This is a genomic window from Pseudomonas sp. B13(2017), assembly GCF_002113245.1.
Classification (GTDB): domain Bacteria; phylum Pseudomonadota; class Gammaproteobacteria; order Pseudomonadales; family Pseudomonadaceae; genus Aquipseudomonas; species Aquipseudomonas putida_Z.
Genome location: NZ_NEJX01000014.1, coordinates 76,843 through 103,280, shown reverse-complemented (window position 1 = coordinate 103,280; position 26,438 = coordinate 76,843). Strand labels below are relative to the sequence as shown.

Genomic DNA, 26,438 nt, shown 5'->3' with positions numbered 1-26,438 from the left:
TTCAGTACAGACGGGCCTTGATCAGCGGGCGCAGCAAGTAATTGAGCACGCTGCGCTTGCCGCTGAGGATATCCACCTCGGCAACCATGCCGGGGATGATCGGCAACACCTCCTCGCCGCGCTTGAGCTGGCTGCCGTCAGTGCGGATCAGCACCTGGTAGAACGACTCCTTGCCATGGGGCGTGTCCTCCTCGATGGTGTCGGCGCTGATCTGCTCCAGAGTGCCCTTGAGGTCGCCATAGATGCTGAAGTCGTAGGCGGTGATCTTCACCTTGGCCGGCATGCCCGGCACCAGGAAGGCCACGTCGCGCGGCTTGATCCTGGCCTCGACGAGCAGGCGGTCCTCCACCGGGATCACTTCCATGATCGCCTCGCCGGGCTGGATCACCCCGCCACGGGTGTTGATCAGCACGGTGTTGACTCGCCCACGCACCGGCGAAACGATCCCGGTGCGGCGCAGCTGGTCCTGGCGCTGCTGGACAATCGGCTCCAGGGCACTGAGGTCGGCCTTGCGCTGTGAGCGTTCGGTATAGGCATCCTGGAAGTAGCTGCTCTTCAGCTCGGTCAGCTTGCCGTTGAGGGTAGCGATGTCCTGGCTCAGGCGCAGCGCCTCCATCTGGCTCACCGCACGCTTGGCCACCAGCGGGCGGACCAGGTCGAGCTGGCTCTGGGCCAGGCTGATCTGCCTCTGGATTGCCTGGCTGCCTTCGAGCAGCTTGTCCCGCCGCGACTTGAACAGCTCGCGCTCGGAACGCGCCAGCGGCCCTTGCGGGTCGATGTCCGATGGAAACTCGATGGCCGCCTTGCCCAGCACTTCGGCGTCCAGCCGGGCGATGGCCGCGCGCAGCACGCCGGCCTGGTTGGCCGACTCCTGGAAATTGGTGAGAAAGCGCGTCTCGTCCAGGCGCAGCAGCGGCTGGCCGACCTCCACCAGGTCGCCCTCCTGCACCAGCAGACGGTCGAGAATGCCCCCTTCCAGGCTCTGGATCTTCTGGATACGGCTGAAAGGCACCACCCGCCCATCGCCGCGCGTCACTTCATCGAGCTCTGCCCAGGCGGCCCAAGCGACGAACAGCAAGACGCTGCCGAGCAGGGTCCAGAGCAGCGGGCGATAGACCGGGTGAGTGGTCGCCAGCAAGGGGTCGGCCAGTTGCCGACGCAGCACTTCAGAACTCTTTTCAGCTGCCATGGCCGGCTCCTTCGGCGACCTGTGGCGCCTGCACCTGGTTGCCCAGCACCACCTGGTTCAGCGGGCCGTCCATGATCACCTGGCCGTTGCGCAGCACCACCGCACGGTCCACCAGCGCCAAGACGCTTTTCTTGTGGGTGGTGATGATCAGGGTACGGCGGCCCAGCCATTTCTGCAGGTAGTCGATGACCTGCTTCTCGCTGTTCTGGTCGAAGGCCGCGGTCGGCTCGTCGAGCAGCAGGATCGGCGGGTCCTGCAGCAGCACCCGGGCCAACCCCACCGCCTGGCGCTGGCCACCGGAGAGACTGGCGTTGCCCTGGATCGGCATGTCCAGCCCCAACGGGTGGGCGCGTACGAAAGTGCCCAGCCCCACGCCATCGAGGGCTTCCAGCAATTCCTCGTCGCCCAGCGCGGCGTTGGCCAGGTTGAGGTTTTCGCGCAGGCTGCCGTGGAACAGCGCCACGTCCTGCGGCAAGTAGCCGATGCCGCGCTGGCGGTCGGCCGGGTCGAGCTGGCTCAGGGCGATGTCGTCCAGCAACAGCCGGCCGGATTGCGCGTCGAGCAGGCCGCTGAGCAGCCGCAGCAGGGTCGACTTGCCGGCGCCGTTGCCGCCGAGCAGCGCTACCCGCTCGCCGGCCTGGATGTTCAGCGCCTGCACGTCGACCACCGGCGGGCTGTCGCCATGGGCCAGGCGCAGCGCCTCCAGACGGTAATGCCCGTGGAGCCGGTCGCGGTGCACGAAGCGCTTGCCGGCGGGCCGCTCCTGCTCGGCGGACATCAGCTGGTCGAGGCCCTCCAGCGCTACCTTGGTGTGCTGCCAGCGGCCAAGAATGGCGGCAGCCTGGGACAGCGGTGCGATGGCCCGCGAGGCCAGGATCGAACAGGCCACCAGGGCACCGACGGTCATCGCGCCGTCGCTTATCCGGTAGACGCCGAACACCACCACCCCGACATAGCACAGCTGCTGGACGATGCTCGCCGAATAGCTGAGGGTCGAGGCCAGGGCGTGGGTCTTCATTGCGGTACCGGCCAGTTCCCCGGTGAGCGTCTCCCACTGCTGGCGGCAGCGGCCTTCGGCACGCGCGGCCTTGACCGTCTCCAGGTGTTCGAAGGCTTCCAGCAGCACGCTGTTCTTCATCGCCCCCTCACGCAGGTTCTGCCGCGACAGGTGCCCCAGCAGGCGCTGGGTCAGCAGCCCCGGCAGCAGCATCAACACGCAGGCCACCAGCGGCACCCAGACCACATGGCCACCGATCACGGCAATGATCAACAGGAAGATCACCACGAACGGCAGGTCGCTGATCAGCGCGGCGCTGGACGAAGTGAAGAACTCGCGGACCGACTCGAACTCACGCACCTGGGTGCTGAACGCGCCCATCGACGCCGGTTTGGCGGCGATCCGGGTGCTCAGCACACGCGCGAACAGCAGGCTCGACAACTGCAGGTCCAGGCGCTTGCCGAGAACGTTCAGCAGGTGCCCGCGAAGGATCCGCAGTACCCCGTCGACGATGATCGCCAGGGCCACGCCGCTGGCGAGTATCCAGAGGGTATCGAAGGCCGCGTTGGGTACCACGCGGTCGTAAACCTGCATGGCGAACAGCGCCGAGGCGACGGCCAGGACGTTGGCCACCAGGGCCGCCGCCGTGACTTCCGCATAGGAGCGCCAGAGCCGCTTGAGCGGCCCGAAGAACCAGTGCTCCGGCAGGCCGCTGGCGTAGTCGCCCACCCGCCCATCGGGGCGGTAGCGGCACTTGGCGAACACCGCCGTGCCGCTGTAAAGCGCCTCCAGAGCGGGCAGCGCCATGCACTCACGGCCGCCGTCGCTCTTCGGCACCAGCACCTCGCACTGCTCACCCTCGATGCCAACCAGCAACAGGCTGCGGCCATCGTCGAGCAACAGCAGGGCCGGCAGCAGGTAGGCGTCCATCTGCCGCAACGGCAGCTCCGCGACCCTGGCAGTGATGTCGGCGCGGCGCAGGGCGCGGGCGACCAGGCGCAGCGGCAGGCGTCCGTGCTCCAGCGCCAGGCCGTCGACCAGCTCGGCGTCGCCCAGCGGCCGGCCCAGTTGCCGGCACAGCAGCAGCAGGCCCTGGCGCAGCGGGTCGTCGTGGTTCAGGGTCACGACATTATCCGGGGATTGTTCAACTTCCATGATTCAACCGATTCTCCAGTAATGCCCCCAACAGCCCGACCTGCGCGGCCGCCCGGTACTCGATGCGCTTGCGCTCGATATGCAGATTGATCAATTGCCGCTCGGCCTCGAAGCGTTCGCGCTGCACGTTGAGCAAGTCGATCACGTCGCGCCGGCCGACCTCGAACTGCTCGCGGTACAGCTCGCCCACCTGCTCCGACTCCGTCACCTGCTGGCTCAGCGACTGTTCCCGCCAGCGCAGGGTGTCGCCATTATCGAAGAGCGTCTGCAACTGCCGGCGGATGTCACGCTGCATCGCATCGGCCGTCCATTGCGCCGACTCCAGACGCTGTTGCGCAGCAGTCGGCCGGCGGAAGTTGGAGAGCCCCTGGAAGGTGTCCATGCGAAAGCGCAGCGACATCACCGAGTCGCTTTCCGGGCGACCGCCGATCTCCCGGCGCAACGCGGAGGCCTCCAGGTTCAACTGCGGCAGCAACGAAGCCTTGGCCTCGCGGACTTGCGCCTCAGCAACATTGGCGTCCTCCAACGCCTTGCGCTGCAACGGCGACTCACGGATCACCCGCGCCACGTCGCTGGCAGCCAGGTAGCGCTGCAGCGACATCGGCTCGGGCTCCACCAGTTCGGAGGGGTCCTGGCCAACCAGGATCGCGTACTGGTTGCGCGCGTCCTGCAGGTTGCCCTTCTCCAGCGACAGCTGTTCCTGGGCACGTGACAGTTCGAGGTTGGCGCGGTCCAGTTCGCTGCGGTCGGCGTAACCATCGCTGCCGCGTGCCTGGGTCATCTCGCGGATGCCGTCCAGGCGCTGGATGTGCTGGCGCACCGTCTCCACCCGGCGCTCCGAAGCAAGCACATCGAGATAGGTCTCGACGATATCCAGCGCCGCATCGTCGCGCGCCACCAGCACCGCCTCGGACAGCTTGCGCCGGGTGGCACTGGCGCTGTCGACCTTGCTCGTCACCCTTCCCCAGTCATACAGCATCTGCGAGACGGTGACGTCGTAGACGACCTCGCCAACGTCGAACTCCTGCGGCCCTCCGGACATGGTGACAGAGGGGTAATAGCCGCCCTTGGCGATCTCAACCTCGGTGCCCGCACGGTCCGCCTCGGCCATCGCCGAACGCACCTGCGGGTGGATCGCCAATCCCGCCCGCACCGCCTGGTCGAGCGGGATGGCCGGGGCGGACAACGGTAGCCCCAGGCACAGGAGCCAGAGGGCTCCCGCGCCACGGCGCCGTCCCTTGAGCACGGACAGGCCGCGCATCAGACCACGACCTGTACCGTGTTGTCCTCGATCAGCAGGGTACTGCTGCCAAAGTTGTAGACATCGTAGGTAATGCCGTTGAGCTGCTGCGTGGTCCCGGTGTTCACGGCACCCACCACGTTGAGGGTGTCGTTGCTCTCGCCGGTAATCTGCAGCACGTTGTTGGCATCGGTGATGGCGTCGACCTCCGCCGCGGTCAGGGTCAGCACGCTCCCCGAGTCGCCCTTGCCGAGGTCGATACGCTCGATGTTGGAGAGCGTGCCGACGCCGACCGCGTTGTAGTCAAGGTCGATGCCATCGGCCAGGATCAGGGTGTCGAAGCCCGCGCCGCCGTCGATGCTGGTGAAGTTGGTCGCAGTGATCTGGATGGCGTCGTTGCCGTCGCCGGCCACTACCTGATCGCCGGTCCCCACGTTGAAGATCAGGTCGTTGCCATCACCTCCATTGATGTGCTCCGAACTGCCGCTCGCCCCGGACATGACGTCGTCCCCCGAGGTGCCGTTGACGTCGATCTGGCCGATGTTCAGCGAAAGCCCGTTAGGGGCCAGGGTGATGCCGTAGGCCGAGCTGTCGTTGCCGTTGGTGTCGGTGGCGACGATGTTGAACGAGATCTGCGAACCGAGGTTGAGGATATCGGTGATGTTCAGCCCCAACTGGGTGAGGACGGTCGGGCTCAGCAGGTTCAGCGAGAAGTTGCCGGAGCTGTCCGCCTGGATCGGCAGCAGTTCGACGTTCAGCGCAGGGGTGATGACACGGATCACCACGCTGGAGTCCGGCTCGGTGGTGCCGCTGAAACCGAACCGCGGGTTCAGCGGGTTGAGGCTGACATCGACGCCGAAGTTGCCGATGGTCACTGGCTGCTCGATGCTGCCGCCAACGCCGATGGTCGCCACATTGCTCGTGTTGCCGGCCGGGTCCTCGCCGGTCACCGAGACCTGGGCGTTGAGCAACTGGTCCAGGGTAAGGTCGATGTCCAGGTCGGTGAGCAGGTTCAGCGAAGCCAGCCCGCTGTTGTCGGCGGTCACCGTGGCGGTGGCGGTGACGCCGCCGATGTCCACTTCAACCGTAAGTTCGGTTCCCGGATCGGTGGAGATGGTCAGGATGCTGCCCACCAGCGACAGCACCGGGGTCGCAGGCGGGATGGTGTCGACGGTGAACGGCACCGGGGTCGAAGCAGTACCGCCATTGATGTCAGCGATGACGGTAGAGGCGCCCTCCGGGAACGGCCCCATGCCACCGCCAGGGGGAATGGTCACGGTGACGCTGCCGGCCAGGATATCGCTGGCGGTGATGGTGTGCGTTGCCTGCGTCTCGTAGCCGTTCTGCCCGGCGAAGGCGACGGTGATCACCTGGCCGACCTGCATGGTCGGGCGGATCGTCACGTCGACCTGGATGCCGTCGCTGATCTCCGCAGCGTTGATCCAGGTGTCGGCGGCTTCCGGCACACTGATGGTCGGCGGCGCCAGGTCCGGCGCGTTGATCGTCGCCGGGCCGCTGAGGTTGCCGGCAGCGTCGGCGGTAACCCCGCTGATCAGCTCGCCGGTGATCAGCGGTGGCGCCAACGGCAGGCTGAAGTTACCGGCGCCGTCGACATTCACCGTGATCGGGTTGGCGGTATCGCCGTCTATCACGAGGCGTACCTGGCTGTTCGGCTCGGCGGTACCGGTCAGCAGCGCACCGTCGGCACTGATGCTCAACAGCGGTGCCGACGGCGCCACCGAGTCGACCGTGGTACTGGCCGGGCCACTGCTGTTGCCGGCGGCGTCCTCGGCCACCGCGTTGACCACCGTGCCATTGGCCAGCGGCGTGGTTGGGGTGAAACTCCAGTCGCCACTGCCGTCGGCGGTAGTCTCGCCGATCGGGTTGCCGCCACCATCGGTGAGGATGACGGTGGCGCCGGGCTCAGCAGTACCCGTGAGGACCACACCATTGCTCGGCTCGATAGTCGGCGCGCCCGGTGCGATGGCGTCAACGGTGACGCTGCTCGGCCCGCTGGTATTGCCGGCCGGGTCCTGGGCCACGGCGTTGATCACCGTGCCGTTGGCCAGCGGCGTGCCGGGCGTGAACGACCAGTTGCCACTGCCGTCGGCGGTCGTCTCACCGATCGGGTTGCCGTTGCCGTCGGTGAGGATCACCTTGGCCCCGGCTTCGGCGGTACCACTGATCTCGGTGCCGTTGCTCGGCTCGATCGTCGGCTGGCCGGGGGCTACCGCATCCACCGTGGTGCTGACCTGTGGGGTGCTGGTGTTGCCAGCGGCGTCCTGGGCCACGGCGTTGATCACCGTGCCGTTGGCCAGCGGCGCACCAGGCGTGAAGGCCCAGTTGCCAGTGCCGTCAGCGGTCGTCTCGCCGATCGGGTTGCCGTTGCCGTCGGTGAGGATCACCTTCGCCCCGGCTTCAGCGCTACCCGTGATCACGGTCCCGTTGCTCGGGTCGATCGTCGGCTGGCCAGGTGCGACTGAATCCACCGTGGTGCTGCCCGGCAGGCTGGTATTGCCGGCCGGGTCCTGGGCCACGGCGTTGATCACCGTGCCGTTTGCCAGCGCAGGCGCAGGCGTGAAGGTCCAGTTGCCACTGCCGTCGGCGGTCGTCTCGCCGATCGGGTTGCCGCTGCCGTCGATGAGGATCACCTTGGTCCCGGCTTCGGCTGTACCACTGATCACCACCCCGTTGCTCGGGCTGATAATCGGTGCGGCCGGGGCGATGGCGTCAACGGTGACGCTGGCCGGCCCGCTGGTATTGCCGGCCGGGTCCTGGGCCACGGCGTTGATCACCGTGCCGTTGGCCAGCGGCGTGCCGGGCGTGAACGACCAGTTGCCGCTGCCGTCGGCGGTAGTCTGACCTATCGGGTTGCCGCTGCCGTCGGTGAGGATCACCCTGGCGCCGGCTTCAGCGGTACCACTGATCTCGGTACCGTTGCTCGGCTCGATCGTCGGCTGGCCAGGAGCTACCGCATCCACCGTGGTGCTGACTTGTGGGGTGCTGGTGTTGCCAGCGGCGTCCTGGGCCACGGCATTGATGACCGTGCCGTTGACCAGCGGCGTACCGGGCGTGAACGACCAGTTGCCGCTGCCGTCGGCAGTGGTCTGGCCGATCGGGTTGCCGCTGCCGTCAGTGAGGATCACCTTGGCCCCGGCCTCAGCGGTACCACTGATCACCACCCCGTTGCTCGGGTTGATGACCGGTGCGGCCGGCGCGACGGCGTCAACGGTGGCGCTGGTCGGCCCGCTGGTGTTGCCGGACGGGTCCTGAGCCACGGCGTTGATCACCGTGCCGTTGCCCAGCGCAGGCGAAGGCGTGAACGCCCAGTTGCCACTGCCATCGGCGGTCGTCTGGCCGATCGGGTTGCCGCTGCCGTCGGTGAGGATCACCTTGGTCCCGGCTTCGGCGGTACCACTGATCACCACCCCGTTGCTCGGGCTGATAATCGGTGCGGCCGGGGCGATGGCGTCAACGGTGACGCTGGCCGGCCCGCTGGTGTTGCCGGCCGGGTCCTGGGCCACGGCGTTGATGACCGTGCCGTTGGCCAGCGGCGTGCCGGGCGTGAACGACCAGTTGCCGCTGCCGTCGGCGGTAGTCTGACCTATCGGGTTGCCGCCGCCGTCGGTGAGGATGACAGTGGCGCCGGCTTCGGCGGTACCGCTGATTTCCGTGCCATTGCTCGGCTCGACCACCGGCGCGGCCGGCGCCACGCCGTCCACGGTAATGACCGCCGGCGCACTATCGGTCCCACCGGGGTTGCGCGCCACCGCGTTGACCACGGTGCCATCCGGCAACGGAATGCCGGGTGTGAACGACCAGTTACCGGCGCCGTCGGCGGTGACCTGGCCGATCGGGTTGCCGTTGCCATCGGTGAGGATAATGGTGTTACCGGCATCGGCAGTACCGCTGATCACCGAGCCGTTACTCGGGTCGACCTGCGGAATCGACGGCAGCGACGAGTCCACGGTGGTGCTACCTGGAGCACCCGTATTGCCGGCGGCATCGGTCGCCGTGGCGTTGACCACGGTACCATTGGGCAGTTGCGTGCCCGGGGTGAACGTCCAGTTGCCGCTGCCGTCGGCAGTGACTTCGCCAATCGGATTACCATTGCCATCGGTGAGAGTCACGGTGCTGTTCGGCTCGGCAGTACCGTTGATCACGGCGCCGTTGCTCGGATTGACCACTGGCGCGGCGGGCGCGATCGAATCCACCGTGGTGCTGCCCTGCGGGCCAGTGTTGCCGGCTGGGTCCTGGGCGACGGCGTTGACCACCGTGCCATTGGCCAGCGGCGTGGTCGGGGTGAAGCTCCAGTCGCCGTTGCCGTCGGCGGTGGTTTGGCCGATGGGGTTGCCGCTGCCATCGGTCAGGATGACGGTGCTGCCCGGCTCGGCGGTGCCGCTGATTTCGCTGCCGTTGCTTGGCTCGACGACTGGTGCGGCCGGGGCTACCGAGTCCACTGTGGTGGCGGCCTGCGGACCGGTGTTGCCGGTCGGGTCGGTTGCCGTGGCGATGATTACGGTACCGTTGGCCAGCGGCAAGCCGGGGGTGAAGCTCCAGTTGCCGCTGCCGTCGGCGGTGATCTGGGCGATCGGGTTGCCGCCGAGGTCGGTCAGGGTGACGGTGGCGCCCGCTTCAGCGGTACCGTTGATGGTCGCGCCGTTGGTGGGATTGATTACCGGTGCAGCCGGCGCGCTGGAATCGACGGTGACCGTCGCTGCCGGGCTGGTGTTGCCCGCCGGGTCGCTCGCCGTGACATTGACCACGGTGCCATTGGGCAGCGGCGTGGCTGGGGTGAACGTCCAGTTGCCGCTGCCGTCAGCGGTGACTTCGCCAATGGGGTTACCGCTGCCGTCGGTGAGAGTCACGGTGCTGTTCGGCTCGGCGGTGCCGCTAAGACTGCTGCCGTTGCTGAGATTGATGGTAGGTACACCCGGGGCCACGCCGTCCACGGTTGTGCTGGCCGGCGCGCTGGTATTGCCGGCCGGGTCGGTCGCCGTGGCGTTGATCACGGTTCCGTCGGCCAGCGGCGTACCGGGGGTGAAGCTCCAGTCGCCGCTGCCGTCGGCAGTGGTCTGGCCGATCGGGTTGCCGCTGCCATCGGTCAGGGTGATGGTACTGCCTGGCTCGGCGGTGCCGCTGATTTCGCTGCCGTTGCTCAGTTCGACCACTGGTGCGGCCGGGGCTACCGAGTCCACCGTGGTGGCGGCCTGCGGACCGGTGTTGCCGGTCGGGTCGGTTGCCGTGGCGATGATTACGGTACCGTTGGCCAGCGGTGTGCCGGGGGTAAAGCTCCAGTTGCCGCTGCCGTCGGCGGTGACCTGGGCGATCGGGTTGCCGCCGAGGTCGGTCAGGGTGACGGTGGCGCCCGCTTCGGCGGTACCGCTGATGGTCACGCCGTTAGTTGGATTGATTACCGGTGCAGCCGGCGCACTGGAGTCGACGGTGACCGTCGCTGCCGGGCTGGTGTTGCCGGCCGGGTCGCTCGCCGTGGCATTGACCACGGTGCCATTGGGCAGCGGCGTGGCTGGGGTGAACGTCCAGCTGCCGCTGCCGTCGGCGGTGACTTCGCCAATCGGATTACCATTGCCGTCGGTGAGGGTTACGGTGCTGTTTGGCTCGGCGGTGCCGCTGAGGCTGCTGCCGTTGCTGAGGTCGATGGTGGGCACACCCGGGGCCACACCGTCCACCGTGGTGCTGCCCTGCCCGCTGGTATTGCCGGCCGGATCGGTCGCCGTGGCATTGACCACGGAGCCATCCGGCAACGGTGTGCCTGGCGTGAACGACCAGTCGCCGTTGCCGTCGGCGGTGGTTTGGCCGATGGGGTTGCCGCTGCCATCGGTCAGGGTGACGGTGCTACCCGGCTCGGCGGTACCGCTGATTTCGCTGCCGTTGCTCGGCTCGACCACCGGCGCGGCCGGGGCCACCGAGTCCACTGTCGTACTCGATGGAGCGCTGGTATTGCCAGTCGGGTCGGTAGCGGTGGCGTTTACCACGGTGCCGTTGGGTAACGGGCTGCCCGGTGTGAAACTCCAGTTGCCACTGCCGTCAGCGGTGACCTGGCCGATCGGGTTGCCGCTGCCATCGGTCAGGGTGACGGTGGCACCCGCTTCAGCAGTACCGCCGATGGTCGCGCCGTTACTCGGATTGATTACCGGTGCAGCCGGCGCGCTGGAATCGACGGTGACCGTCGCTGCCGGGCTGGTGTTGCCCGCCGGGTCGCTCGCCGTGGCATTGACCACGGTGCCATTGGGCAGCGGCGTGGCTGGGGTGAACGTCCAGTTACCGCTGCCGTCAGCGGTGGCTTCGCCAATCGGATTACCACTGCCGTCGGTGAGGGTCACGGTGCTGTTCGGCTCGGCGGTGCCGCTGAGGCTGCTGCCGTTGCTGAGGTCGATGGTGGGCACGCCCGGGGCCACGCCATCCACGGTGGTGCTGCCCTGCCCGCTGGTATTGCCGGCCGGGTCGGTCGCCGTGGCATTGACCACGGAGCCATCCGGCAACGGTGTGCCAGGGGTGAACGACCAGTTGCCGCTGCCGTCGGCAGTGGTCTGGCCGATCGGGTTGCCGCTGCCGTCGGTCAGGGTGATGGTGCTGCCCGGCTCGGCGGTACCGCTGATTTCGCTACCGTTGCTCGGCTGGACCACCGGCGCGGCCGGGGCCACTGAGTCCACTGTCGTACTCGATGGAGCGCTGGTATTGCCAGTCGGGTCGGTCGCGGTGGCGTTCACCACGGTGCCGTTGGGTAACGGGCTGCCCGGTGTAAAACTCCAGTTGCCACTGCCGTCGGCGGTGACCTGGCCGATCGGGTTGCCGCTGCCATCGGTCAGGGTGACGGTGGCACCTGCTTCAGCGGTACCGCCGATGGTCGCGCCGTTACTCGGATTGATTACCGGTGCAGCCGGCGCGCTGGAATCGACGGTGACCGTCGCTGCCGGGCTGGTGTTGCCAGCCGGGTCGCTCGCCGTGGCATTGACCACGGTGCCATCGGGCAACGGCGTGGCTGGGGTGAACGTCCAGTTACCGCTGCCGTCAGCGGTGGCTTCGCCAATCGGATTACCACTGCCGTCGGTGAGGGTCACGGTGCTGTTTGGCTCGGCGCTGCCGCTAAGAATGCTGCCGTTGCTGAGATTGATGGTAGGTACGCCCGGGGCCACGCCATCCACGGTGGTGCTGCCCTGCCCGCTGGTATTGCCGGCCGGGTCGGTCGCCGTGGCATTGACCACGGAGCCATCCGGCAACGGTGTGCCTGGGGTGAACGACCAGTTGCCGCTGCCGTCGGCGGTGGTCTGGCCGATCGGGTTGCCGCTGCCATCGGTCAGGGTGATGGTGCTGCCCGGTTCGGCGGTGCCGCTGATTTCGCTGCCGTTGCTCGGCTGGACCACCGGCGCGGCCGGGGCCACCGAGTCCACTGTGGTGCTTGATGGAGCGCTGGTGTTGCCGGTCGGGTCGGTCGCGGTGGCGTTCACCACGGTGCCGTTGGGTAACGGGCTGCCCGGAGTGAAACTCCAGTTGCCACTGCCATCGGCGGTGACCTGGCCGATCGGGTTGCCGCCGGCATCGGTCAGGGTAACGGTGCTGCCCGGTTCAGCGGTGCCACTGATCGTGGTGCCATTGCTGGGGTTGACCACTGGTGCAGCCGGGGCCTGCGCATCCACTGTCGTGCTCGTCGGAGCGCTGGTGTTGCCAGCTGCATCCTGGGCCACCACGTTGATCACGGTACCGTCGGGCAACGGTGTCGCGGGGGTGTAGCTCCAGTTGCCACTGCCATCGGCCGTCACCTGGCCGATCGGATTACCGCTGCCATCGGTGAGGGTTACCGTGCTGTTCGGCTCGGCGGTACCGCTGAGGCTGCTGCCGTCGCTCAGGTTGATGGTGGGAGCGCCCGGCGCCACGCTATCCACGGTGGTGCTGCCCTGCCCGCTGGTATTGCCAGCCGCGTCCTGGGCCACCGCGTTGACCACGGTACCATCGGGCAGCGGGGTCGCGGGGGTATAGCTCCAGTTGCCGTTGCCATCGGCCGTCACCTGGCCGATCGGGTTACCGCTGCCATCGGTGAGGGTCACGGTGCTGTTCGGCTCGGCGGTACCACTGAGCTCGGTACCATTGCTCGGGTTGATTACGGGTGCCGCTGGCGCCACGCCGTCGATGATGATGCTGGCGGGCGGGCCGCTGTTACCGGCGGCATCCACTACCACTGCTTTGACCACCGTGCCATCGGGCAGTGGGCTATCGGGTGTGTACGACCAGTTACCGTTGCCGTCGGCAGTAGTCTGGCCGATGGGGTTGCCGTTGCCGTCGGTGAGCACCACGGTGCTGCCCGGCTCGGCGGTACCGCTGAGGCTGGAGCCGTTGCTCGGGTTGATTTGCGGCGCGTCGGGGAAGTCAGGGGCCTGCACGGTCGCGGGCGGGCTGCTATTGCCGGCCGGATCGGTCACCACCACGGTAACCGTTTCACCGTTGGTCAGTGGCGGATTCAGTGGAATCTGGAATTTGCCGTCAGAGCCGACCACCACGCTGACGTCGGTTTGCCCGTCGCCGTTGCTGTCGATGCCCACGGTGGCGCCCGGCTCGGCCGTGCCGCTGATGCTGCTGCCATCCGGGGCAATCTGCAGTCCGCTGGCGGGCGCCGGAGCCGTGGTGTCAGGCGGCACACTGTCACCGCCGCCGCCACCACCACCGCCATCGTTGCTGTTGGCGATCGCGACGCCGCCGCCAATGATCGCAGCCCCAGCCAGCAATGCAGCGCCGGGGCTGAGCCCGGCAATGGTGCCGTCGGCGCCAGTGAGCGACTCGAACCCGGCCGCAGTTTCCTGGGGCACATAACCTGCCACCAGCGGCCCATCGGCAGCGACCGGTGGCAGGTCGACGGCAAGCAGCTTGTCCCGGTCTACCAGGTACAACTGGCTTACCGGCTGCCCCTCGACATAGAAGTTGGCAATGCGCAGGCTCTCGCCAGACTTCAGTTGTACGATCAGGTCCGCCCCGCTTTTTGTGTAGCTCGTCACGCTTTCGGGAGCAATATCCAGAACAATGTTACTGCTCTGAGTAAGCGTCAGGATTCCGTTATCGGGGATTGCGATGGGGGCGGCAGAAGTAACACTTTGAGCGAGGGGAGATACCTTGGCCTGAATCGACATACGTGACAGTCCTTTTGTCTACAGCACGACCGAGCGATCGCACGCGTATATCCACAAATAGCACGACCCCGATAAAACGCCAGACGGGCCTTAAAATATTTAAGGAAGGTGTCTTGCGGGGAGGATCATCATCAAGGTTCGCAAAAATCTACCTGATCTATTACTTTTGAGTTAGCCCTTCCTCACCGCAGGATGGCGTAACTGAAAGTTGGTGTTAACAGGAAGGTATTAGTTGAAAAGTAGCCGCCCCCACACCTTGATAAATGCAAACAAATCGTGTTTGCTTCCAGCTCCTGACGAACCTTTTCAACTTGAGCCTGGGTAAGCCCGACAGCAAGGCAGATTATCGAGCAACATGAGACAGTAGGCCGCTCGGTGCTGGTCTTCGAGCGGCTCGTTCAGCGTTTCCTTAGTTGAACTTGAGCTTTGCCACTTTGCTCAGTGCCCACCCACTGAACACGTAGAACGCATCCAGATAGAAGCGGCCTTCGTAGTTCGGTAGCGGTTCACGATTCAACAACAGCTCGGGCATGTCGGGCGACGGGGGAAACAGCGCATAAAAGCCGTTGGGCAACACCGCCAACGCGATGAGCAGCAGGTAGGTCACGGTCCGCAGCATGGTGGCGCGGTTATCGGACTGCTCGGCCCATTTCAGGCCGAACCAGGCGACTAGGCCGGCAACCGGCAACACCCAGAAATGCGTCGGCATTCCAATGAACATTTCCGCGACAATGCTTCTTGCTTCCAACCTGGTGCTCTCCGTTCAAATGAGCGGATTATTGCCGCTGGAGTCAGCAAATGCAAAAAGCCCGCTCTCGAGGGCGGGCATTTTGTTCGCGAGGGTCAGTTGATCATGCTTTAGAACACATCAGCGCGGCGTCCAGCAGCCTGCCATGGTCATACCAGGCATCGCGTTGATAGGCCGCGAACTGGCGCTGATTACCCGTGCCCCGCACCTCGACCATGCCACCCGCCTTGTCGGGGTCGGTACTATCGACGAACAGTCTGACCGAATTATCGCCATCGACCTGATAGGTTTTCACATTCCCTTGAAGTTCGCTTTTGACGCATCCCAGATACGCCGGCGTACTTCTTTCCGTGGCCCCGGCCGCATACCCATGGCCCTCACGCACATCGGGGTCATGTGCGCAGCCTGCCATGAACAGTGTGGCGAAGGTGGACATCACTATTGCACCTGCTACCGATCTTGAGCTCTTCACGCGACACGCTCCTGCCGCCCCATCGAGTAACTTGGGAAAGTGTTGCCAAGCCGCATGCACCTTTTTTGTTTTTGTTTGCCCATGTTACTGCTCAACGTCAGCCGGGCAATATGCTTGTTTGCTATATCGGTTTCAGGGCGGGCGTTCCCCGCGAAGTTAACCTTCGTTCATGGATAAGCGGGCAAGTTCCAGACAGGCCGGCCTGGGCGAGTTTGCGTTCTCTTGCAGTGTATTCGCACAGGCCTGGCCGCAAGCGGAAGGGATGCTGCCTGCATCAATAGCGGCGGTAGTCCTGGCCACCATGGTAACCGTCGTTGAAATGCCGGTGATGGCCGCCGCCGTGATGCCCACCGTGGTGCCAATATGGCCAGCAACCACCGAGCAGCAGCAACCCTGACAACACTACGACCCATGCAGTCTTGCGTTTCATGTGCGTACCTCCGGCCAGGTGAAACCAGGCCTTGCTTACGTTGGACCGCACAAAGGAGGGATGTTCAGGCAGAGGTACGCCGCTGGTCATCTTGCGGGCGAGATTTCAGCTGGCGGTCGACTCAAGGGCGTGCAGCGCCGTGTGGCCATGAACCAGACAGGGGGCGGACAAAACTTGTCCCAAACCGGGTAGTCACTCTGCAGATGACCCCGATTTCGGGTACTACCAGGCCCACAAACGGGGGTCAGGCGATTGCCTTGAGAAACACAAATGTCGCCGCCAGATCCAGGACCAGTACAGCAACCACAACGAAGATCATGTAGTAGCGGTCATTCTGAGTCATTTCTGCGTACTCCGCATGATCGATGCCCCAGAGGGTCACAGCAATTTGCATTCCACTTCCCTGCTGCTCTCAGGCTGACCGGGCCTGATGGATGGGCAGTTCGACCCTGAATGTCGTACCGACTCCCACCTCGCTGTCTACGCGGATCTCGCCACCATGACGCTTGATGATTCCGTACGAAAGTGACAATCCCAGCCCGGTGCCCTGGCCGATGGGCTTCGTCGTGTAGAAGGGATCGAAGATCTTTTGCAGGCTTTCGGCAGGGATGCCACAACCATTGTCTGCGACTTCAATCCACACCCACTTGTCACTGGCACCGGTTCGCAGGGTAATTCTGCCACGCTCGGCACCCATCGCCTGGGTGGCATTGACCAGCAGATTCATGATTACCTGATTGATCTGCAAGGGCAGGCACTCGACCGGCGGCAATGGGCTGTAATCCTTGACAAGGTCCGCCTTGTGCCTGAGTTCGCTGGCAACAATGTTCAGCGTTGACTCTATGCCTTGAAGCAGGTCTGCCACTTGCCAGTCATGGCTGCTCTCTACTCGCGAAAAGTCCTTGAGGTCCTTGACGATCCGCGCAACGCGACTGATACCGTCCTTGGATTCGCGGATCAGCACCGGAATATCCTCCAGCAAGTAATCCAGCTCGATTTCCGTACGCAACTTCGCCAGCTCCGCGCCGAGCGCGTTCGGAACCAGAGTATTTTCCGCGTCGGCATATGCCTTCAGCATGTCCTGCAAACGGCCGAAATAATCATCCAGTGCACCGAGGTTGGAAGAGACAAACCCAATCGGGTTGTTGACTTCATGGGCTACGCCGGCTGCCAGCTGACCGAGCGAGGCGAGCTTTTCGGACTGGACCAACTGGTTCTCGAGCAACCGGCGTTCATCCACCTCGCGCTGCAGTGCTGCGCTGGCTTGGGTAAGTGCCTGGGTACGCCGTTCGACCCGCTGTTCCAATTCGTCGTTGGCACTCACCAGCGCTCGGTTTACACGGTTTATTTCGGCGTAGCTACGCATCAACCACATCCCCATGTACAGCAATAGCAATACCAGCAGCGTGGAAAACACCAACAGATAGAAATGGTATCGCTGAGCCGTCAGCGCTGCTGCTTGCTCGTCGCGGTCCAACATCAGCGCAATGGCGTCCAGACTCTCGGCAATCGGAACCGCCTCGATCGCTTCGAGCAGTTGGTCGACCTTGGGTTGCTCACGAAGAATCAACTCTATGTGTTTGCTGATGGTATCGATGGGCACCTGAAAATCGACGGGCAAGCGCTCCTTGTTGACCGAAAGATTGTTCAGTCCGACAAGGATGTCGGCAGCTTTTTCATCGGTTGTGGTCTGGGCAAACTCAAGGCTGCTCAGCATCAAGTCATAGGTATCGCTGGTGATTCTGCGCAGGCGCAGTGTATCGGCATCGACCAATTGACGAAGGTGCACCTGTATTACATCGGCTGCAGCCGGGAGAAAAGCCAGGGAATTTCGCAGGATCGCATTGTGCGTCTTGAAGCGAGAGACCAGCAGGACCTTGTCGTCAAAGGACTGTTGGTAATCGCGAAAAGCCTTTTGCCAAGCGAGCATTTCTGCTTTTTGATGACGCCCTTCCAGCGTGTCGAATTCCCGCCATAGGCGCTTCATTTCAATCAACGGCAGCACCAGCGGGTCGTAGTTGTAATTGGTGGTGGTGCGCGCCTTGAGCACCGCACCCTCCCACTGCGCATCGTACTGCTTGATCTGGCGAATCAGATCGCGCGCCTGGGCGTAGTTGGCACTCTCATCGGACCTGGACATCCAGTACAGGTAGACCAGCACGGAAGCCAGCGACATGGCGCACGCAGCCAACAGCAGCAGACTGCGCCGAGCGTTCAACCTCATAGCGGTTTACCCTCCCATTGGCCGGTGAGGGTCTGGAGAAACTTGATGATCAGCGCTTTATCATCGTCGCTCGGCGTACGTCCCAACTGATAATGAAACATGGCATCGACGGCTGCTTCCAAGGTGGGCGCCGAACCGTCATGAAAATAAGGGGCGGTCACCTCCACGTTTCGCAGGCTTGGAACTTTGAACAGGTGGAGGTCATCCGGGTCACCTGTCACGTTGTAGCGTCCCCGGTCTGCCCCGGTAACATTGCCACGGTTGGTGAAATAATCATCGAAAACACCGAACTTCTGCAGCATGTTGCCGCCGATATTCACGCCCTGGTGGCAGGCTATACAACCGTACTCCTGGAAGCGCTGATAGCCATGCTTCTCTTCCAGGCTGAGGCTGCTGGTATCTCCTTTCAGATAGCGATCGAAGCGTGAATCGGGTGTCAGCAGGGTGCGCTGGTACGTAACCAGGGCATCTTTGACATCGATGGCGGTCACTGGTTTGCCATAGGCTTCGGCGAACCCCGTCTGGTAGGCCGGATCGTCAGCAATTCGTTGAACCACGGTAGCCCAGCCATCTTCTTTGCCATCCGTATTACCGGTTGCCAGGTGCACCAGGCCGTCAAACGATTGCGCGCGCCCATCCCAGAACTGCAGGAAGTTCAGGCTGGCGTTGAAGACGCTGGGTGTGTGAACTGGCAAGGGTTTGCCATCTGCATCAGGCGAGCGCGCCTGCCCGTCCGCGCCACCGCGATCCAGGCGATGGCAATCAGCACAGGACTGGCTGTTATCGAGGGACAAACGCGAGTCATTGAACAGTTTGCGCCCCAGCTCCACCCGGGCAGGGTCAAGCTCAGGCACCGCCGGCAATGGCGTGAGCGGCCCACCAATGCTCTGGGCCAGCCCCCATGCCGGCAAAACGACAAGCATCGAGGCAACGATGCGAACCTGCAGACAAGTCGGCACAGCACAACCCTCCCTGGCGAGATGCACCTGCCTCCGAGCATAGTGAGGCCAACAGACAAAAGCTAACGGCGGGGGCAAATATCATCTAGGCTGTGGCCAGGGAGTAGTCTGGCCGAGACCGGCAGGGAGGGACCCATGGAGCTACCCGTTACCGATGGCGCAGCAGCCAAGCCGGTGATACTTCTGGTTGACGACGAGCCCTCGATTCTCAGCAGCCTTCGTCGTCTACTTCGCAACCAACCCTACGAACTCCTCCTTGCCGAAAGCGGTGCCGACGCCCTGCAACTGCTCCAACAACGCCCGATCAATCTGGTGATGAGTGATGCGCGCATGCCAAACATGGACGGGGCAACACTGTTGGCCCACGTACATGAGCGTTTTCCCGACACGTTGCGCATTCTGCTTACGGGTTACGCTGACACGGACACCATCGCGAAAGCCATCAATGATGGGCACATCTATCGTTACATCAGCAAACCCTGGAATGATGAAGAGCTGTTGGTCACATTGCGCCAGGCATTGGCCCACCAACATTCGGAAAGCGAACGAAAGCGCCTGGAACAGCTGACTCAGGTTCAGATCAAGCAACTCAAGGCGCTTAACGAAAGCCTTGAACAGCGTGTAGCGGCGCGCACCGCCGAGTTGCAGCAAACTGCCGACATGCTTGACCTTGCCTATGAAGAACTCAAGCGCAGTTACGTGACCAGCACCGAATTCTTTTCGCAGTTAGGCAACCTGCGTCTGCCCAAGGCCAAGCAGACCAACCGGCAAGTCATAGAATTGATACGGGTGTATTGCACCAGCCATGGGCTGGACGAAGGTAGCTGTCGCAACCTGACCATGGCTGCTGCCCTCTACAACATCGGCAAGATGAGCTGGACCGACAGCATGCTCACCTGCCCTGCCGATCTCATACCTCCACCAGAGCGCGAACTGTACCGGTCATACCCGAAACAGAGCGAAGCGCTGGTCATGACCCTGGAGCCAATAAAAGAGGCTGCACAACTCATACTTCACCACCAGGAACGCTGGGATGGCAGCGGTTTTCCGGGCCACCTGAAGGGCGCGGCAATTCCACTGGGCGCCCGCTGGTTGAAAATGGCCGTGGATTTCATCGAATTGCAGCGCGGACTGGTCCTGGATCGCCAGCTCAATAGCGATGAGGCACTGCTCTACATACGCAAGTATGCTGGAAAGCTGTATGACCCAGACCTGGTGGAAGACTTCGTCAACGTCTGTGCCGAGTACATGCGCGACATTACCTTGACCGACCCGGCGATCAAGGTATTGAGCACGCACGAACTGGCAGAGGGCATGATACTGGCGCGCAACCTGAATGCCGACAATGGCATGCTGCTATTGAATGCCGGCAAGGTACTGAACGGTGCGCTGGTGAAAAAACTGATTGCCTTCGAAGAAATGGAAGGTGGCAGATACAACGTGTTCATCAGGGTTCCCGAGCAGGCAGGCAGCCTGCAGCCATCGCCCGCAACGGCAGGCTGACCCCGTTGCGGGCAGGCGCTGAAATCCGTTCGCCCTGCATCGTGGCAAGCGGGGTGCCTGGCCGTCCCCGTATGACTGGCGGCACTACTACCAGCCAACGGCTATCCTTCAGGTTTCGGTAGGAGGGCGTATGTGCGGAAGGCTCAGCCAGTACCGTGGCATACATGACTTCGTTGCAACCCTGAGCCTGCCAGAGGCCTGGCGGAACAACGTCGGCGACCAGCCGCTTGGCCGGTACAACATCGCGCCGACCACGCTGGTGGCAGTACTGCGGATGGATGACGCAGGCCCACGAGCGGACCTAGTGAAGTGGGGATGGCGGCCGCACTGGGCAAACGATCGCGCTGCACCGATCAACGCCCGGGTCGAGAAGGTGGCGCATGGCCCATTCTTCCGGGCGATCTGGCCGCACCGGGCCATCACCCCTATCGACGGCTGGTACGAATGGGTTGATGAAGGTGGGCCGAAGAAGCAACCGTACTACATCCGCCGCCAGGATGGGCGCCCTGCCCTTTGCGCCTCGATCGGCCAGTTCACCGGCACCGAGCACGACGGGTTCGTCATCATTACCGCCGACGCTCAGGGCGGAATGGTCGACGTTCACGACCGCCGGCCTGTCGTGTTGTCGCCAGAACTGGCGTACGAGTGGATCGCGGCAGCAATGCCCAGCGAGCGCGCAGAACAACTGGTGCTCAACCTGGGTGAGCCGGCCGAAGCCTTCGAGTGGTACCGGGTGGGTATCGCCGTGGGGAATGTGCGTAACCAAGGTGCCGAGCTGATGAACCCGCTTCAGGTGTGATTTGAATGCGCAGCGATGCAGGATCGTAAGTGCGGCGCCTGCGATCATTGCGATGAGGACCGTATCCCTGCCATCAGCCATACAGAGCTGGCCAAGCAGAGAATGAGGATGGAGATCGAAGCAGGCAGGTGAAACTGGTGATATCCAGCCAATCCGAAGCCGGCATGGATAAGGAACGTGATCAGGCCTAGGCCGGCACAAACTTTGGCGAAGAACACCGCGTTAACCGTACCCAGCAACACGCTTCGATAACCAACCAGCAACACGGGTATTGCCAAGATATTGAACAGGAGGAAGCCCTGTACCCCACCCGGTAGGAAAAACATCTCCCATTCCTGCCAATACGCGGCATCTATTTGATGAAGAATCAGTGCAAGCATCGTTACGAAATAGCTTCTTTCCATGTAAGCAATCCCTTCAGCTAGTGATCATCCCTGAGTAAAGCGCTGACGATGATATCTCGCGCCTCTATGCGACGCTTGGAAGTATTTGCAGATCAGTGCTGCTCAACGAGCGCGCGCTGAATGCCATCCAGCAGGCCCAGAGGATGGCAACTCTCCGGCGCATGGCATCCCAAGCCAGCGCACCCGATCCGCCCATTTCTGTTCCAGCCGAGCAAAGGTGGGCTGTGGATCAACGAACCAAGTGTTACAATCCGCCACTTCAAATCGGCGCCCAAGGCGCTGAACATCCGTGAACGCCGTCAGTACGACACCCGCCACACCTACGCCACCCTATGCCTGATGTCTGGGATGAACCCGCGTTCATCGCGAACCAGCTTGGTCACAGCGTCGAGATGTTGCTTTCTACCTACGCGAAATGGATCAGCTCCTCCTCGGACTGGAGGGAGCTGGAGAAGCTGCCGCCCCGAGTCGAATTGGCCCAAAATTGGCCCAAGACTGACAAGATGGCCTAAATACACCTCTGGAACCCCCGCAGGACAAGCACTTGATTTCTACCGCCAACATCACCATGCAGTTCGGCTCCAAGCCGCTGTTCGAAAACGTTTCCGTCAAATTCAACAACGGCAACCGCTACGGCCTGATCGGCGCCAACGGTTGCGGCAAGTCGACCTTCATGAAGATCCTCGGCGGTGACCTGGAGCCGTCCGGCGGCCAGGTCATGCTCGAGCCGAACACCCGCCTGGGCAAGCTGCGCCAGGACCAGTTCGCCTACGAGGAATTCACCGTGATCGACACAGTGATCATGGGCCACGGCCAGCTGTGGAAGGTCAAGGCCGAGCGCGATCGTATCTACTCGCTGCCGGAAATGACCGAGGAAGACGGCATGGCCGTCGCCGAGCTGGAAACCGAATTCGCCGAAATGGACGGCTACACCGCCGAATCCCGTGCCGGTGAACTGCTGCTGGGCCTGGGTATTCCGCTGGAACAGCACTTCGGCCCGATGAGCGAAGTGGCACCGGGCTGGAAGCTGCGTGTCCTGCTGGCCCAGGCGCTGTTCTCGGACCCGGACGTGCTGCTGCTCGACGAGCCGACCAACCACCTGGACATCAACACCATCCGCTGGCTGGAAACCATCCTCACCGCGCGTAACAGCACCATGGTGATCATTTCCCACGACCGGCACTTCCTCAACAGTGTCTGCACCCACATGGCCGACCTGGACTACGGCGAGCTGCGCGTATTCCCGGGCAACTACGACGAGTACATGACCGCTGCCACCCAGGCCCGCGAGCAGCTGCTGTCGGACAACGCCAAGAAGAAAGCCCAGATCGCCGAACTGCAGACCTTCGTCAGCCGCTTCTCGGCCAACGCCTCCAAGGCCAAGCAGGCCACCTCGCGGGCCAAGCAGATCGACAAGATCCAGCTGGCCGAGGTCAAGCCGTCGAGCCGGGTGAGCCCGTTCATCCGTTTCGAACAAACCAAGAAGCTGCACCGCCAGGCCGTCACCGTCGAGAAAATGGCCAAGGCCTTCGACGACAAGGTGCTGTTCAAGGACCTGGGCTTCACCATCGAGGCTGGCGAGCGCGTGGCGATCATCGGCCCCAACGGTATCGGCAAGACCACCCTGCTGCGCACCCTGGTCGGTGAAATGACCCCGGACAAGGGTGAAGTGAAGTGGACCGACAGCGCCGAAGTGGGCTACTACGCCCAGGACCACGCCCACGACTTCGAAGACGACATGACCCTGTTCGACTGGATGGGCCAGTGGACCTCCGGCGAGCAGGTGATCCGCGGCACCCTCGGGCGCATGCTGTTCTCCAACGACGAGATTCTCAAGTCGGTGAAGGTGATTTCCGGTGGTGAACAAGGCCGCATGCTGTTCGGCAAGCTGATCCTGCAGAAGCCGAACGTGCTGGTGATGGACGAGCCGACCAACCACCTGGACATGGAATCGATCGAGGCGCTGAACCTGGCGCTGGAAAACTACCCGGGCACCCTGCTGTTCGTCAGCCACGACCGTGAGTTCGTGTCGTCGCTGGCCACGCGCATCATCGAGCTGTCGGCTGATGGCGTGGTGGACTTCAGCGGCACCTACGACGATTACCTGCGTAGCCAGGGTGTAGTGGTCTGATTGATGGAGTTGCCTGGTCATCTTGTATGGCTGGGCCGGCCTCTTCGCGGGTAAACCCGCTCCCACAGGGACTGCGTAGCACTTGAGCCCAATGCAAATCCTGTGGGAGCGGGCGAGCCCGCGAATGACGATTACCTGCGTAGCCAGGTAGTGGTCTGATTGATGCGGCGGCCTGGCCATCTTGTATGGCTGGGCCGGCCTCTTCGCGGGTAAACCCGCTCCCACAGGGACTGCGTAGCATTTGAGGCCTATGCAAAATCCTGTGGGAGCGGGCGAGCCCGCGAATGACGATTACCTGCGTAGCCAGGTAGTGGTCTGATTGATGCGGCGGCCTGGCCATCTTGTATGGCTGGGCCGGCCTCTTCGCGGGTAAACCCGCTCCCACAGGGACTGCGTAGCATTTGAGGCCTATGCAAAATCCTGTGGGAGCGGGCGAGCCCGCGAATGACGATTACCTGCGTAGCCAGGTAGTGGTCTGATTGATGCGGCGGCCTGGCCATCTTGTATGGCTGGGCCGGCCTCTTCGCGGGTAAACCCGCTCCCACAGGGACTGCGTAGCACTTGAAGCCTATGCAAATCCTGTGGGAGCGGGTTCACCCGCGAAGAATCCACCGCCGATCCCACAGGCTGGCACTGCCCGACGAATAATTCGTTAGCCTGCTTTCATTTCCTTCGCGCAACGGCCATGATGGGACCACGCCCAACCGCCCGCCCGCGAACGAGCCCATGACCGCGCAACAACCCGCCCCCGCCAGCAACACGCTACAAATTACCCTGCAGATCCTGTCGATCGTTTTCTACACCTTCATTGCCTTCCTCTGCATCGGCCTGCCGATCGCCGTCTTGCCCAGCCATGTGCACGACCAGCTGGGGTTTGGCGCGGTGGTCGCCGGGCTGACCATTGGCCTGCAATACCTGGCCACCCTGCTCAGCCGCCCGTTTGCCGGGCGCGTTGCCGATACCCAGGGGGGCAAGCAGGCCATTCGCTTCGGCTTGCTGGGGATTGCCGGCTGCGGGGTGTTGACCCTGCTATCGGCCTGGACCCTGACGCTACCGCTACTGAGCCTGGCGCTGTTGCTCGGCGGGCGCCTGCTGCTGGGCATCGCCCAAGGGCTGATCGGCGTGGCCACGCTGAGCTGGGGCATCAGCCAGGTCGGGCCCGAGCACACCGCCAGGGTGATTTCCTGGAACGGTATCGCCTCCTATGGCGCCATCGCCATTGGTGCCCCCTTGGGTGTACTGGCCGTGGACGGGCTGGACTTCAGCGTGCTGGGGCCGGCATTGCTGGTGCTGGCGGTATCGGCCCTGCTGGTACTGCGCAAGCGGCCGGACGTGGTGGTGGTGCGTGGCGAGCGCCTGCCCTTCTGGTCGGCCTTCGGCCGGGTCGCACCCTGTGGCCTGGGCCTGACCCTGGCCTCTATCGGCTACGGCACCCTGACCACCTTCGTCACCCTGTATTACCTGGAGCGCGGCTGGGCGGGCGCGGCCTGGTGCCTGAGTGCCTTTGGCGTGTGCTTCATCATTTCCCGGCTGCTGTTCGTCAACGCGGTCAACCGTTTTGGTGGCTACAACGTGGCGATCGCGTGCATGGCCACCGAAGTGCTCGGCCTGGGCCTGCTGTGGCTGGCACCATCGCCGCCGTGGGCGCTGATCGGTGCCGGGCTTACCGGTTTCGGGCTGTCGCTGGTGTACCCGGCGCTGGGGGTGGAAGCGATCAAGCAGGTGCCCAGCAGCAGCCGCGGCGCAGGGCTGGGTGCCTACGCGGTGTTCTTCGACATGGCCCTGGCCATCGCCGGGCCGGTGATGGGCGCGGTGGCGGCGCACCTGGGTTATGCCTCGATCTTCTGCGTGGCCGCCCTGCTCGCCCTGGCGGGTGTGGGCCTAACGCTGTTGCTGGCGCGGCGCGCCGCTCGCGGCTGAACGCTCGGCAGGCTGCGGCGCGCCCAACGCCTGGCTGAAGAACACCGCGGCTTCACGTTGCAGGGAATGGTGGATGTGCCGACGGTCCACGCCTGCGGCATCCTTGCACAGCGCCGGCATCCGCACGGACTGCTCGGCATCACAATGGGCCATGAACACGAAGTGCCCGGCGCCAGCCAGCAGGCGATAGTCCGGTGTGACCGGCAACTTGCGGGCCAGGGCTTCGGCGTTGCGGTCCACCGCCACCAACTGGTCGCTGTCGCCACTGTAGATCAGCGCCGGCACCTGCACCCCGGCCAAGGCATGGCGTCCGAAAAGCAGGCTGAGCGGCGCCATCAGCATCACCGCCCCCACCCGCTGGTCGGCCTCTGGCACCAGCTCGCTGCGGTCGGCAATCAGTACGCCGTGGGTCCTGCAGGCGTCGGCGTCGTTCGGGCGCTCCAGGCAGTACTTGCGCAGGCGGTCCAGGTCGGGGCGCGCGCCTGAGAGAATCAAGGCGGTTTCACCACCGGCCGAGTAGCCTATCACCCCAACCTTGCCACCGTTCAGGTAGGGCCCCAGCAAGGCATCATCGCGGGCGGCCGTAATCGCGGCACTCACTTGCAGCGGCCGGCCATACAGGTTGCTCAGGGTGCCCAGGCGGCTGTGGTCGCGGGCGTTGTCGCCGGGGTGCACCACCGCCACCACGATAAAGCCCTGGCGCGCCAGCGACGTCGCCAGGTAGTGCAAGGCCAGCGGGCTGCCGGTATTGCCGTGGGACAGCACCAGCAACGGGAACTGGCCCAACGCTACCGGCGCCTCTTCACTCACGTCGATCGGGTAGCCGTCTATCCGGCTGCTGCGGGTATTGCCGATAGCCGGGTAGAACGCCAGCGCCTGCATGGGCCGGGCGTCGACCGGGTCGGCCAGGGTCATGTGGTGCAGGCCGGCAACCCAGGGCGCGGCCTCGGCGTGGGCCAGCAGGCTGCCGAACAGGGCCAGCGCCAACACGCAGCGTGGGAGAGTCATCGGCCGGCGGTTCCTTGCAGGGCGAAGAGATAGCTCAGCATAGAACTGGCCTGGGCTGCACCGGATGAAACCTGGATGAAACCGAAGTCATGCACTTCACGCCCGCGCCCTATGCATTT

The 26,438-nt window shown here is 63.8% G+C and carries 16 protein-coding genes and 1 pseudogene; 5 read left to right on the top strand and 12 right to left on the bottom strand.

Annotated elements, in window-relative coordinates:
* Position 1 precedes the first annotated feature (1 nt).
* The 10 genes from CAG44_RS18410 to CAG44_RS18375 all read right to left on the bottom strand — a co-directional run bounded on the left by CAG44_RS18410 (position 2) and on the right by CAG44_RS18375 (position 18,518).
* Positions 2-1,189 carry an HlyD family efflux transporter periplasmic adaptor subunit gene (locus CAG44_RS18410; protein ID WP_085692705.1) on the bottom strand — a complete coding sequence of 396 codons (1,188 nt, stop codon included), beginning with the start codon at positions 1,187-1,189 and terminating at the stop codon, positions 2-4.
* Entirely contained in the window at positions 1,179-3,341 is a 2,163-nt protein-coding gene (locus CAG44_RS18405) for a type I secretion system permease/ATPase (protein ID WP_085692704.1), read from the bottom strand. The genes CAG44_RS18410 and CAG44_RS18405 overlap by 11 nt, the downstream gene beginning before the upstream one ends.
* On the bottom strand, positions 3,331-4,602 hold the full coding sequence (locus CAG44_RS18400) for a TolC family protein (protein WP_085591155.1): 1,272 nt from the start codon (positions 4,600-4,602) through the stop codon (positions 3,331-3,333). The genes CAG44_RS18405 and CAG44_RS18400 overlap by 11 nt, the downstream gene beginning before the upstream one ends.
* Entirely contained in the window at positions 4,602-13,721 is a 9,120-nt protein-coding gene (locus tag CAG44_RS18395) for an Ig-like domain-containing protein (protein WP_085692703.1), read from the bottom strand. Before CAG44_RS18395 ends, CAG44_RS18400 begins: the two co-directional genes overlap by 1 nt.
* Positions 13,722-14,130: 409 nt before the next feature.
* Positions 14,131-14,442, bottom strand: coding sequence for a hypothetical protein (locus CAG44_RS18390; protein ID WP_085591159.1), 312 nt, complete (start codon positions 14,440-14,442; stop codon positions 14,131-14,133).
* Between the two features lie 130 nt (positions 14,443-14,572).
* Positions 14,573-14,905, bottom strand: coding sequence for a hypothetical protein (locus CAG44_RS18385; protein WP_085591161.1), 333 nt, complete (start codon positions 14,903-14,905; stop codon positions 14,573-14,575).
* A 310-nt stretch (positions 14,906-15,215) separates the two neighbouring features.
* A complete protein-coding gene (locus CAG44_RS28850) occupies positions 15,216-15,371 on the bottom strand; it encodes a hypothetical protein (RefSeq protein WP_155951619.1) in 156 nt (51 codons plus the stop codon).
* Positions 15,372-15,615: 244 nt separating this feature from the next.
* The gene (locus CAG44_RS28845; RefSeq protein ID WP_158091101.1) at positions 15,616-15,765 is read right to left on the bottom strand and encodes a hypothetical protein; all 150 of its coding nucleotides are present in this window, start codon (positions 15,763-15,765) and stop codon (positions 15,616-15,618) included.
* Between the two features lie 18 nt (positions 15,766-15,783).
* Entirely contained in the window at positions 15,784-17,595 is a 1,812-nt protein-coding gene (locus CAG44_RS18380) for a DAHL domain-containing protein (protein ID WP_085692702.1), read from the bottom strand.
* Positions 17,592-18,518, bottom strand: coding sequence for a cytochrome-c peroxidase (locus CAG44_RS18375; protein WP_085591165.1), 927 nt, complete (start codon positions 18,516-18,518; stop codon positions 17,592-17,594). Before CAG44_RS18375 ends, CAG44_RS18380 begins: the two co-directional genes overlap by 4 nt.
* Before the next feature lie 171 nt (positions 18,519-18,689).
* On the opposite strand from CAG44_RS18375, the gene CAG44_RS18370 reads away from it, so the two are divergent.
* Entirely contained in the window at positions 18,690-20,057 is a 1,368-nt protein-coding gene (locus CAG44_RS18370; protein WP_085692701.1) for an HD domain-containing phosphohydrolase, read from the top strand.
* Positions 20,058-20,187: 130 nt separating this feature from the next.
* Positions 20,188-20,856 (top strand): SOS response-associated peptidase, encoded by a 669-nt coding sequence (locus tag CAG44_RS18365; RefSeq protein ID WP_085591170.1) that lies wholly within the window; start codon positions 20,188-20,190, stop codon positions 20,854-20,856.
* Between the two features lie 44 nt (positions 20,857-20,900).
* Here the strand turns inward: CAG44_RS18365 and CAG44_RS18360 are convergent, their stop codons facing one another.
* The gene (locus tag CAG44_RS18360) at positions 20,901-21,260 is read right to left on the bottom strand and encodes a DUF6713 family protein (RefSeq protein ID WP_025338973.1); all 360 of its coding nucleotides are present in this window, start codon (positions 21,258-21,260) and stop codon (positions 20,901-20,903) included.
* A gap of 143 nt (positions 21,261-21,403) precedes the next feature.
* Between CAG44_RS18360 and CAG44_RS29350 the strand changes: the two are divergent.
* The 3 genes and pseudogenes from CAG44_RS29350 (at position 21,404) to CAG44_RS18340 (ending at position 25,311) form a co-directional block, all read left to right on the top strand.
* Positions 21,404-21,772, top strand: a pseudogene (locus CAG44_RS29350) (integrase).
* 32 nt (positions 21,773-21,804) lie between these two features.
* Complete coding sequence (locus CAG44_RS18350) at positions 21,805-23,391, top strand: ABC-F family ATPase (protein WP_025338972.1); 1,587 nt, start codon at positions 21,805-21,807, stop codon at positions 23,389-23,391.
* 726 nt (positions 23,392-24,117) lie between these two features.
* Positions 24,118-25,311 carry an MFS transporter gene (locus tag CAG44_RS18340; protein WP_085692699.1) on the top strand — a complete coding sequence of 398 codons (1,194 nt, stop codon included), beginning with the start codon at positions 24,118-24,120 and terminating at the stop codon, positions 25,309-25,311.
* On the opposite strand, the gene CAG44_RS18335 is transcribed toward CAG44_RS18340, so the two are convergent.
* Complete coding sequence (locus CAG44_RS18335) at positions 25,273-26,319, bottom strand: dienelactone hydrolase (RefSeq protein ID WP_085591174.1); 1,047 nt, start codon at positions 26,317-26,319, stop codon at positions 25,273-25,275. The genes CAG44_RS18340 and CAG44_RS18335 overlap by 39 nt on opposite strands.
* Between the last annotated feature and the right edge of the window lie 119 nt (positions 26,320-26,438).

What these genes read in the sequence shown, in the direction of transcription:
- CAG44_RS18410 (WP_085692705.1), bottom strand. Translation starts at nt 1,189, where the DNA reads ATGGCAGCTGAAAAGAGTTCTGAAGTGCTGCGTCGGCAACTGGCCGAC.
- CAG44_RS18405 (WP_085692704.1), bottom strand. Translation starts at nt 3,341, where the DNA reads ATGGAAGTTGAACAATCCCCGGATAATGTCGTGACCCTGAACCACGAC.
- CAG44_RS18400 (WP_085591155.1), bottom strand. Translation starts at nt 4,602, where the DNA reads ATGCGCGGCCTGTCCGTGCTCAAGGGACGGCGCCGTGGCGCGGGAGCC.
- CAG44_RS18395 (WP_085692703.1), bottom strand. Translation starts at nt 13,721, where the DNA reads ATGTCGATTCAGGCCAAGGTATCTCCCCTCGCTCAAAGTGTTACTTCT.
- CAG44_RS18390 (WP_085591159.1), bottom strand. Translation starts at nt 14,442, where the DNA reads ATGTTCATTGGAATGCCGACGCATTTCTGGGTGTTGCCGGTTGCCGGC.
- CAG44_RS18385 (WP_085591161.1), bottom strand. Translation starts at nt 14,905, where the DNA reads ATGTCCACCTTCGCCACACTGTTCATGGCAGGCTGCGCACATGACCCC.
- CAG44_RS28850 (WP_155951619.1), bottom strand. Translation starts at nt 15,371, where the DNA reads ATGAAACGCAAGACTGCATGGGTCGTAGTGTTGTCAGGGTTGCTGCTG.
- CAG44_RS28845 (WP_158091101.1), bottom strand. Translation starts at nt 15,765, where the DNA reads ATGCAAATTGCTGTGACCCTCTGGGGCATCGATCATGCGGAGTACGCA.
- CAG44_RS18380 (WP_085692702.1), bottom strand. Translation starts at nt 17,595, where the DNA reads ATGAGGTTGAACGCTCGGCGCAGTCTGCTGCTGTTGGCTGCGTGCGCC.
- CAG44_RS18375 (WP_085591165.1), bottom strand. Translation starts at nt 18,518, where the DNA reads ATGCTTGTCGTTTTGCCGGCATGGGGGCTGGCCCAGAGCATTGGTGGG.
- CAG44_RS18370 (WP_085692701.1), top strand. Translation starts at nt 18,690, where the DNA reads ATGGAGCTACCCGTTACCGATGGCGCAGCAGCCAAGCCGGTGATACTT.
- CAG44_RS18365 (WP_085591170.1), top strand. Translation starts at nt 20,188, where the DNA reads ATGTGCGGAAGGCTCAGCCAGTACCGTGGCATACATGACTTCGTTGCA.
- CAG44_RS18360 (WP_025338973.1), bottom strand. Translation starts at nt 21,260, where the DNA reads ATGGAAAGAAGCTATTTCGTAACGATGCTTGCACTGATTCTTCATCAA.
- CAG44_RS18340 (WP_085692699.1), top strand. Translation starts at nt 24,118, where the DNA reads ATGACCGCGCAACAACCCGCCCCCGCCAGCAACACGCTACAAATTACC.
- CAG44_RS18335 (WP_085591174.1), bottom strand. Translation starts at nt 26,319, where the DNA reads ATGACTCTCCCACGCTGCGTGTTGGCGCTGGCCCTGTTCGGCAGCCTG.